Source organism: uncultured Ralstonia sp. (assembly GCA_913056305.1).
Classification (GTDB): Bacteria; Pseudomonadota; Gammaproteobacteria; order Burkholderiales; family Burkholderiaceae; genus Ralstonia.
Genome location: CAJXMR010000051.1, coordinates 18617 through 27590, shown reverse-complemented (window position 1 = coordinate 27590; position 8974 = coordinate 18617). Strand labels below are relative to the sequence as shown.

12 protein-coding genes and 1 pseudogene are annotated in these 8974 nt (G+C 65.9%); 7 read left to right on the top strand and 6 right to left on the bottom strand.

Annotation, left to right across the window (positions count from 1 at the left end; translation table 11 throughout):
* Together QZ609_RS11020 and QZ609_RS11015 are read right to left on the bottom strand one after the other, a co-directional pair.
* Positions 1-913: dicarboxylate/amino acid:cation symporter (locus tag QZ609_RS11020; RefSeq protein ID WP_295494215.1), on the bottom strand; the 913-nt coding region annotated here is incomplete at its 3' end.
* A gap of 267 nt (positions 914-1180) precedes the next feature.
* Positions 1181-1363 (bottom strand): hypothetical protein, encoded by a 183-nt coding sequence (locus QZ609_RS11015; RefSeq protein WP_295494213.1) that lies wholly within the window; start codon positions 1361-1363, stop codon positions 1181-1183.
* Between the two features lie 23 nt (positions 1364-1386).
* Here QZ609_RS11015 and QZ609_RS11010 point away from each other — a divergent pair.
* From QZ609_RS11010 to QZ609_RS10980, 7 genes and pseudogenes are all read left to right on the top strand, one after another.
* Positions 1387-1485: pseudogene (locus QZ609_RS11010) on the top strand (YceI family protein); the annotation flags it as partial.
* A 38-nt stretch (positions 1486-1523) separates the two neighbouring features.
* Positions 1524-1883, top strand: coding sequence for a hypothetical protein (locus tag QZ609_RS11005; RefSeq protein WP_295494219.1), 360 nt, complete (start codon positions 1524-1526; stop codon positions 1881-1883).
* Positions 1884-2019: 136 nt separating this feature from the next.
* On the top strand, positions 2020-2361 hold the full coding sequence (locus tag QZ609_RS11000; protein ID WP_295494212.1) for a DHCW motif cupin fold protein: 342 nt from the start codon (positions 2020-2022) through the stop codon (positions 2359-2361).
* A gap of 130 nt (positions 2362-2491) precedes the next feature.
* Entirely contained in the window at positions 2492-4555 is a 2064-nt protein-coding gene (locus tag QZ609_RS10995; protein WP_295494210.1) for a ribonucleoside triphosphate reductase, read from the top strand.
* The gene (gene nrdD / locus QZ609_RS10990) at positions 4552-4728 is read left to right on the top strand and encodes an anaerobic ribonucleoside-triphosphate reductase (RefSeq protein ID WP_295494208.1); all 177 of its coding nucleotides are present in this window, start codon (positions 4552-4554) and stop codon (positions 4726-4728) included. Before QZ609_RS10995 ends, nrdD begins: the two co-directional genes overlap by 4 nt.
* Positions 4691-5458 (top strand): anaerobic ribonucleoside-triphosphate reductase activating protein, encoded by a 768-nt coding sequence (locus tag QZ609_RS10985; RefSeq protein WP_295494207.1) that lies wholly within the window; start codon positions 4691-4693, stop codon positions 5456-5458. Before nrdD ends, QZ609_RS10985 begins: the two co-directional genes overlap by 38 nt.
* 4 nt (positions 5459-5462) lie before the next feature.
* On the top strand, positions 5463-6140 hold the full coding sequence (locus QZ609_RS10980) for a Crp/Fnr family transcriptional regulator (RefSeq protein WP_295494205.1): 678 nt from the start codon (positions 5463-5465) through the stop codon (positions 6138-6140).
* A gap of 33 nt (positions 6141-6173) precedes the next feature.
* Here QZ609_RS10980 and QZ609_RS10975 read toward each other — a convergent pair whose 3' ends face one another.
* The 4 genes from QZ609_RS10975 to QZ609_RS10960 are packed head-to-tail and all read right to left on the bottom strand — an operon-like array spanning position 6174 to position 8956.
* Entirely contained in the window at positions 6174-6593 is a 420-nt protein-coding gene (locus tag QZ609_RS10975; protein WP_295494203.1) for a putative zinc-binding protein, read from the bottom strand.
* A gap of 14 nt (positions 6594-6607) precedes the next feature.
* Entirely contained in the window at positions 6608-7039 is a 432-nt protein-coding gene (locus QZ609_RS10970; RefSeq protein WP_295494202.1) for an SCP2 sterol-binding domain-containing protein, read from the bottom strand.
* Positions 7036-7920 carry a U32 family peptidase gene (locus QZ609_RS10965; RefSeq protein ID WP_295494200.1) on the bottom strand — a complete coding sequence of 295 codons (885 nt, stop codon included), beginning with the start codon at positions 7918-7920 and terminating at the stop codon, positions 7036-7038. The genes QZ609_RS10970 and QZ609_RS10965 overlap by 4 nt, the downstream gene beginning before the upstream one ends.
* Before the next feature lie 19 nt (positions 7921-7939).
* Positions 7940-8956, bottom strand: a complete 1017-nt coding sequence (locus QZ609_RS10960) for a peptidase U32 family protein (protein ID WP_295494198.1) — start codon at positions 8954-8956, stop codon at positions 7940-7942.
* Positions 8957-8974: the final 18 nt, after the last annotated feature.

Below are 8974 nucleotides of genomic sequence, written 5' to 3'. Positions count from 1 at the left end.
TGAACGAGTAGCCCAGCGGCAGCACAAAGCTGGAGATGCGCTTGGGCACGCCAAAGCGGTCCAGCGCTTCGATCGTCTTCGGATACGCAGACTCGCTGCTCGCCGTGGCAAACGCCAGCATGGTCGGCTCGCGGATCAGCCCGAGCAGGCGCCCGATCGAGCGGCCCATCAGCAGATAGCCCGCCAGGAACAGGATCGCCCACAGCAGCGCCAGGCCCAGGTAGAACTCGCCGATCAGCTTGCCGTAGGTCACCAGCACGCCCACGCCTTCCACCGTGATGGCGGCGGCCATGGCGGCAAACACACCCAGCGGCGCGAAGCGCATAACGTAGTCGGTGATGCGGAACATCAGCTTGGTCAGCTCTTCCAGACCACGGCCGATCACGCTCTCCATCGGGTTCTTCATCGTCGACAGCGCGGCGCCGAAGAACAGCGAGAACACCAGGATCTGCAGGATCTCGTTGGTGGCCATGGCCTCCACGATGCTGCGCGGGAAGACGTGCGTGATGAAGGCCTTGAGCGTGAAGTCCCCGGTCTTCAGGCCCGACGTCGCGGCCATGTCGGGCAGCGGCAGGTTCATATGCACGCCCGGCTGGAAGAAGTTGACCAGCAGCATGCCCAGCGCCAGCGAGGTGGCCGACGCGCAGACGAACCACAGCATCGCGCGCAGGCCGACGCGCCCGACCGAGCGCCCGCCGCTCATGCTGGCCAGCCCCGTCACCAGGGTCGAGAACACCAGCGGCGCGATGATCATCTTGATCATGCGCAGGAAGATGTCCGTGATGATGCTGAAGTACGACGCAATGTCCTTGGCCGCCGCGGCGTCCTTGGCATATTCGTGGCAACCCCAGCCGACGGCGATGCCCAGCAGCATTGCCACGCCGATCTGGGAGGTCAGGCGTTTGGTGTTCAAGACTTTCTCCAATGGATGCCCGGGCCGGGATGGCGGCCGTGGGTGAGCGGATCTCGTATGGGCCCGAGGGGCCCAGCTTTGTCACGCTTTACAAAAAGCGACGATATTAGAGAAGCGCGTGGGGATCGTTATGTCGATGTTGCATAGCAACATGCAATTTCTGCATACATTCTGCCGAGCCAGAATCGTCATCGGCTGCGTTGCCGCATGGCGCTTGGAACGGGCGCGCTTAAGTGCGCTATCAGGCACAGCCGACCGATTGCGCGCTCAACCGGACACACGACGCTGCCAAGCGCCTTGTCGAGCACACACCAGCAGCCCTGGCCATCTCTCGCGTCCGGGGAATAAATGGCCCGCGCGAAACGTTTTGTTGATGTCCTTGGCCGTTCCGGAGGCGGCGATGAAATCGAGGCTGATTCCTTTGGCCGTGCTGGCAATGTTGGTGCTCATGCTGTCCGCGGGCTGCCCGTCCTCGGGCGGCGTTCGGGTTGTCGAGAGGGTCTTCCGCCGTCGGCGACCAGGTGCACATGAGAATCCATGCCGAATTCGTCAGGGAACGGGCGAATCCTTAGGTACTACGTTCCCGCTTTGCATGAGGAGACCGATCATGATGATCAAGACCTTGCTATGCGTCCTTGCCTGCTCCACGCCCCTTGCGTCGCTCGCGGAGCCACCCAAGATTTCGAACAGCATCATCGTCGATGACGAGGGTATGACGCTCTATGTGTTCGACCGGGACACGATGCCGGGCAAGAGCGCCTGCACCGGCACTTGCTCGGCAACATGGCCGGCTGCGCTGGCAGACTCGTATGACAAGCCGAGCGGCGAATGGGGTTTCATCGCCTCCGCTCAAGGCAAACACCAGTGGACGTTTAAGGGGCATCCGCTCTATCGCTTCTCCGGCGACAAGAAGCCCGGCCAAAAGAACGGCGACGGTGCCGGCGGCATCTGGCACATCGCAAAGCCCTAGCGCGTGCCGCCAAAATCAATGCCGTTGAGCGTCGGGAGCATCCAACAGGCGCATTTTATGCACACGAAATGCGGCGCTCTCACCATCCGCGCCGCTGCTACCATCGTGGGCTGCCCCATCCACCGGAACCCTGACGATGAAGATGCCTCCCTTCGCCTTCGGCACCACCGACTGGTCCGCCGTCGAGCCCACCGAACACACCGGCGAGACCGGCATGGCCATCTGGCGCACGCGCTACTTCGGCGACGAACCGAACCGCATCCGCGTCCGCATGGTCGAGTACACGCCGGGCTACCTGGCCGACCACTGGTGCAAGAAGGGGCACATCCTGTTCTGCCTGGCCGGCGAACTGGAAACCACGCTGGCAGACGGCCGCAAATTCACGCTCACGCCCGGCATGAGCTACCAGGTGGGCGACGACGCCGAGGCACACCAGTCCAGCACCGAGACCGGCGCCAAGCTGTTCATCGTCGACTGATCGCGCGCCCACGCCCCGCCCGTGGGCCCGCTTGACGGCCGTCAAGCGATTCAAAAATCGCCGGCGAAAACCCCCTTCAACCACAATATCTAGTGCTAGTCTGACTCCATACCACTATATGGAGTACCCCATGACGTGCACGCAGGTCACCAAACGCGACGGGTCGCTGGCGCCATTCGATGCGCTGAAGATCAGCCAGGCCATCGCCGCCGCCGGCCAGGCCACGGGTGAATTGGACACGCCGGAGGCGGCGCGACTGGCCGCACGCGTGGTCGGCCGATTGACCGGGCTGACCTGCCCGGGCATCGAGACCATCCAGAACGACGTGGAAGACACGCTGGTGGGTGCAGGCTACTGGCGCACGGCGCGCGCCTACATCGTCTATCGCGAACAGCACGCCCGCCTGCGCGCGCTCAAGCACACGCTGGTCGATGTCGAGAGCACGATGGACGAGTATCTCGAACAGCGCGACTGGCGCGTCAACGCCAATGCCAACCAGGGTTACAGCCTGGGCGGCCTGATCCTGAACGTCGCGGGCAAGGTCACCGCCAACTACTGGCTCTCGCACGTCTACAGCCCCGAGGCCGGCCGCGCGCACCGCGAGGGTGACCTGCACATCCACGACCTCGACATGCTGTCGGGCTACTGCGCGGGATGGTCGCTGCGCCAGTTGCTGACCGAGGGTTTCAACGGCGTGCCCGGCAAGGTGGAAGCCACGCCGGCGCGCCACATGTCGGCCGCCATCGGGCAGATCGTCAACTTTCTCGGCACGCTGCAGAACGAATGGGCGGGCGCGCAGGCGTTCAGCTCGTTCGACACCTACATGGCCCCGTTCGTGCGACACGACGCGATGTCGTATGCCGCCGTCAAGCAGGCCATGCAGGAGCTGATCTACAACCTGAACGTGCCCAGCCGCTGGGGCACGCAGACGCCGTTCACCAACCTGACCTTCGACTGGACCTGCCCGGCCGACCTGCGCGAGCAGATCCCCTACCTCGGCGGCGAGGAGATGCCGTTCACCTACGGCGACCTGCAGCCCGAGATGGACATGATCAACCGCGCCTACATCGAGGTCATGATGGCGGGCGACGCCAAGGGCCGCGCGTTCACCTTCCCGATCCCGACCTACAACATCACGCCCGATTTCGATTGGGACCACCCGAACACCGAACTGCTGTTCGAGATGACAGCCAAGTACGGGCTGCCGTACTTCCAGAACTTCCTGAACTCCGATCTGGAACCGCACATGGTGCGCTCGATGTGCTGCCGCCTGCAGCTCGACCTGCGCGAGCTGCTCAAGCGCGGCAACGGCCTGTTCGGCTCGGCCGAGCAGACCGGGTCGATCGGTGTAGTCACCGTCAACTGCGCGCGGCTCGGCTATCTGCATGCCGGCAACGAGGCCGCGCTCATGGCGCGGCTCGACACGCTGCTCGCGCTCGGCCGCGACGTGCTGGAGGTCAAGCGCAAGTTCGTGCAGCGGCTGATCGACCAGGGGCTGTACCCGTACACGCGCCGCTACCTCGGCACGCTGCGCAACCACTTCAGCACGCTGGGCGTGAACGGCATCAACGAGATGATCCGCAACTTCAGCGGCGACGCCGACGACATCACCACGCCCGCCGGCCACGCCATGGCGGTGCGGCTGCTCGACCACGTGCGCCTGCGCATGACCGAATTCCAGGAGGCGACCGGCCACCTCTACAACCTGGAGGCCACGCCCGCCGAGGGCACGACGTACCGCTTCGCCCGCGAAGACCGCAAGCGCTGGCCCGACATCCTGCAGGCCGGCACGCACGAGCAGCCCTACTACACCAACTCCAGCCAGTTACCGGTCGGCTACACCGACGACCCATTCGAAGCCTTGGCAAGGCAGGAAGCACTGCAGGGCAAGTACACCGGCGGTACGGTGCTGCACCTGTACATGAATGAGGCGATCTCCTCGCCGCAGGCCTGCAAGCAGCTCGTACGCCGGGCGCTGTCGAACTTCCGCCTGCCCTACATCACCATCACGCCGACGTTTTCGATCTGCCCGAAGCACGGCTACCTATCCGGCCACCACGCGTTCTGCCCCAAGTGCGATGCAGAACTGCTGGCGCAGCAGGCACACGCCGGATGCGGCTGCAGCGCAGGCAGCAATGCGGCGCCGGCCCCCGATTCTTCCACCCGTTCTCACCACGAAGGAGCACCCGCATGAACACGTCCATCCATCAATCCTCGCCCACCGCCCTGCTCGACGACAGCCAGCGCACCCGCTGCGAAGTCTGGACCCGCGTGATGGGCTATCACCGGCCTGTCAGCTCGTTCAATATCGGCAAGCAAGGGGAATTCCGTGAACGCCGCTTCTTTGTTGAAGAGCGCGCCCGCTGATCCGCAGCCGTGCCCGCCGCAGGCCTGTGCCACGGCGGGCACGTCGCACGAGATCGTGCACGGCATGGCGCCGCCCGCCATCGGCGGCCTGACGCCGTTTTCCAGCGTCGACTGGCCGGGGCAGCTGGCTGCGGTCGTCTTCATTGGCGGCTGTCCGTGGCGCTGCCACTACTGCCACAACCCGCACCTGCAGGAACGCACGCGCACGCTCGAGTGGAGCGATGTGCTCGATTTCCTGCAGCGCCGGCAGAACCTGCTCGATGCCGTCGTGTTCTCGGGCGGCGAGCCGCTCAGCGAGCCGCGCCTGCCGCAGATGATCGACGCGGCACGCGCGCTCGGCTTCAAGATCGGGCTGCATACCGGCGGCATCTACCCCGCCCGCTTTGCCGAGGTGCTGCCACGGCTGGACTGGGTCGGCCTCGACATCAAGACCACCGCATCGCGCTACGACGCCCTCACGGGCCGTCGTGGCAGCGCCGCGCCGGTTGACGCCTGCCTCGATCTGTTGCTGCAGAGTCACTGCGCCAACGAGTGCCGCACCACCTGGCACCCGGACTGGCTGCCCGAACCCGAACTCCTTGCGCTCGCGCAAAACCTGAGCCGCCGCGGCGTGGAACACTACGCCATACAAGCCTATCGAAGTGCCCCCGGAACCCTGGCCACCACGTTGCCCAGTGAGGCAACGCAACGCGCGCTGGCCACCTGCTTTACCTCATTTTCTTGCCGGTGACACCATGTACGAGACCCTCGATATTGGCGACCTGCTCAAGCACACGCCGCTGTTCGCAGACTTCGACGCCGAAGACCTTGCGGCATTCTCCCGCGAGTGTCGCCACGTCCGCATTGCACGACACGATTTCGCCTTCCGCCAGGGTGATTGCGCCGATGGCTTCTACGTGGTCGCCGTCGGCGCGATCAAGCTCGTGCTGCCCGGGGCGCACGGACACAACAAGGTGATCGAATTCTTCGGGCCTGGCCAATACTTTGGCGAGCCCTTCATGTTCCTGAACCGGCCCTATGCAGCCGATGCGCAGGCGCTGGAAGACTCCCTGCTGATCTGGATCGGCAAACCGGCCATCGACGCCGCGCTCGACATCCACCCGCACCTGGCGCGCCAGATGCTCGCGGGCCTGTCGACCCGGCTGCATACGCTGATGTGCGACATCGAGAGCGTCAACCTGCAGAGCGCCAGCCAGCGCCTGATCGGCTACCTGCTCACGCTGCCGCGCAAGCTCGATCGTGCGCGCTTCCCGTGCAGCAAGACGCTGGTCGCCTCCAAGCTGGGCCTCGCGCCGGCCACGTTGTCGCGCGTGCTGCGGCAGTTGATCAGTGATGGATTGATCCTGGTCGAGGGCCGCGACGTGGTCATCCACAGCACGGCCGCCTTGCAACGCCAGTTGCTGGTCGGGTGAAAGCGGTACGCCCCGCTCGGGGCATGCCGCAGTTCAATCTTCCAGTGCAGGAGCGGATACGGACGCGCGAGCGGCGTTCTCGATCTTGTCTTGCAGTGCCTTGACGGCTTCGTCCACCAGCGATGCAGCGACGGCCATTTCATCATCGCTGCAATCGGCGTGATAGCGCTTGCGGGCGCCGAGCTGGTTGAGCACCAGGTGGACGTCTGCGGTGACGCCGGCCGTCGCCAGGCAGGCTTTCACGCAAGCCAGGGCACAACCGTCAAGCGCGAGGATGGGCCGCCCGCTGCGCGCGGTCTTGACGAGCGCACGCACGCCGCCGCCAACCCCGCTGATGCACGACATCTCAGCCCGGCCCGCGCGGTCAAGGTCCACCGCAAGACGGTTGGCCGCCTGCGCGACGCTCGAGCATCCCGAGCACGCGTAGACGAGCGGAAGGTTCTGCGACGTCATGACGCTTTCCTCAGCTAGCCCTGCTGCGATTGCCAGCGCGCGAGCCACGCCGGCCGATCGGCGGCATCGAGCCAGTTCTTGACGATCAGCCCCAGCTCGGTGTCACCGGCAATCTTGAGGCGGCGCTGGAAGAACAGCGTGTCGGCGTCGGCAGACCCGCGGATGAGCGCAAGGAAATCCGCCACACCCGCACTCAGCTCCAGTTCAGGCTGGCCGCCCGACAGCATGTGGAATGCGCCGTCGCGACAGCAGAAGCATGCGCGCAGCCCAAGGTCGTCCACCGTGAGCGCAAAACGCCGCCCCTCCAGTTCTGGCGGCGGCGTCAGCCACGTCAGCCGGCGGGCAAAATCGAGCCCGAGCACAAAGGGCAATGACGTCAGCGGCACCGGCAGACGGCGTGCCAGGCGCACCAGTGCGGCGGGGGGGCGGGGCCGGAAGGCGGTCATGGCGCGGTCTCCAGCCACTCGATGCCGGACTGGCCATGCCAATAGCCATTGCAGCGGCCGATGCCTTCGGGCGGACGCACCGTCGCTGCCGGCAAGCCGAGCCGCATCGCATCGAGCGCGGCGATCGCTTCCAGCGTGCCGGTCGACTGCGGACTCACGCGCAGCACCTGCACGCCCAGCGCGGAAAGCGCCGGCGCCTGATCGAGGATGTCCAGGCACTGCCCCGATTGGGTCTGGATGCCGTTGATGGCGAGGAACTCCTGCCCCTCACGCGTGCGCACCGCCAGGCCGTCCGGATGCTCGATACAGCGAAAGCCGCAGTCGTCCTTGTTCAGCCGGAAGTGCCGCGCCGTAAAGCAACGCGCGGAGAACGCCAACGGCAAACGCCCCCACACCATCGCCTCAATCTCCAGCGCGTGGGGCTTCTCGCGCATCAGCTCGGCCAGCGTGGCCTGACTCATCTCCAGCGGCATGACGGCGCGCGTGGCGCCAAGGCTCGCCAGCCACGCCAGCGTGCCGCCGTGGTACGCGTTGCAATGCGGCCCGGCCACGAACGGCCGCCCGCTCAGCAGCCGTACGGCGCCCAGTTCGCCGGCTTCGACCGGCCAATCGTTCTGCTGGCACAAGCGGCGCAGCGCTTGCGCCTCGGCGCTGGTCTCGATCAGCGTACGGGTCGACAGCACGACCGCCTTTCCGGCTTCGCGCAGCATGGCTGCCAGATCAAGCCAATCCTCGGTGCGCAGTTCATGGCGGCGACTGCAGACGGTCTCGCCCACGTAGACGATGTCGACCGGACTGTCTGCCACCTTGGCGTAGAAATCGAAGGTAGAGAGGCGCGGCCAGTAGTACAGCAGCGGCCCCAGGGAGATTTGATAGGACATGATGAGCGTGGCGTGAAAGCTATTTCCAGGGGCGGTCGAACGCGCCCTGTGTCACTTGCGCGCCCTCGGCATGGCGCACCAGGGCTGCCTGCCATTCGGGCCGTGCGGAGAAACGGGCCGGGTCCGCATGCACCGCATCGAGCGCGGCGCGCAGCGTGGCGACCACCTGCGCGACATACGCCGGGCTGCGCTGGCGCCCTTCGATCTTGATCGCCGCCACCCCCATGTCGAGCAGCTTGGGCAGCAGGCTCAGCGCGTTGAGGCTGGTCGGCTCCTCCAGCACATGGTCCACCTCGCCGTCGACCAGGAAGCGCCCCTTGCACAGCGTCGGGTAGCCGGCGGCCTCGCCCGGCGCATAGCGGTCGATCAGGATGGTGTTCAGGCGCGCGTCGAGCTGCCCATCCTGCTCCTGCCAGCGCACCGCATGCGCGGGCGAACAGACGCCCTTGTTGTTGGGCGAATCGCCGGTGGCGAAGGACGACAGCAGGCACCGCCCTTCGGCCATCACGCACAGGCTGCCGAAGCCGAACACCTCGATCTGCACCGAAGTCTGGCGGATCACACGCTCGACCTCGGCGAGCGTGAGCACGCGCGGCAGCACCGCGCGGTGGATACCGAACTGCTCGCGCATCAACTCAATGGCGTCGGCATGCGTGGCCGAGCCCTGCACGGACAAGTGCAGCCGCAGATCGGGGTAGCGGTCGCGCGCGTAGGCCATCAGCCCCGGGTCGGCCAGGATCACGGCGTCGGCGCCCAGCATGTAGGCGGCATCGATGGCCATGCGCCACTCGATGCCCCGGCCGGCCTGCGGAAACGTGTTGATCGCAAACAGCACCTGCCGGCCCATGCTGTGCGCCAGCTCGACGCCCGTGCGGATATCGGCTTCGGTGAAGTTGAGGCCGGCGAAATTGCGCGCGTTGGTCGCGTTCTTCAAGCCGAGGTAGACCGTGTCGGCCCCTGCGTTGACAGCAGCCTTTAGCGCCGCCAGGCTGCCTGCGGGGGCCACCAGTTCGATGGTGGGAGAAGTCGGTGTCATGGCGGCAGTCTGCGATCT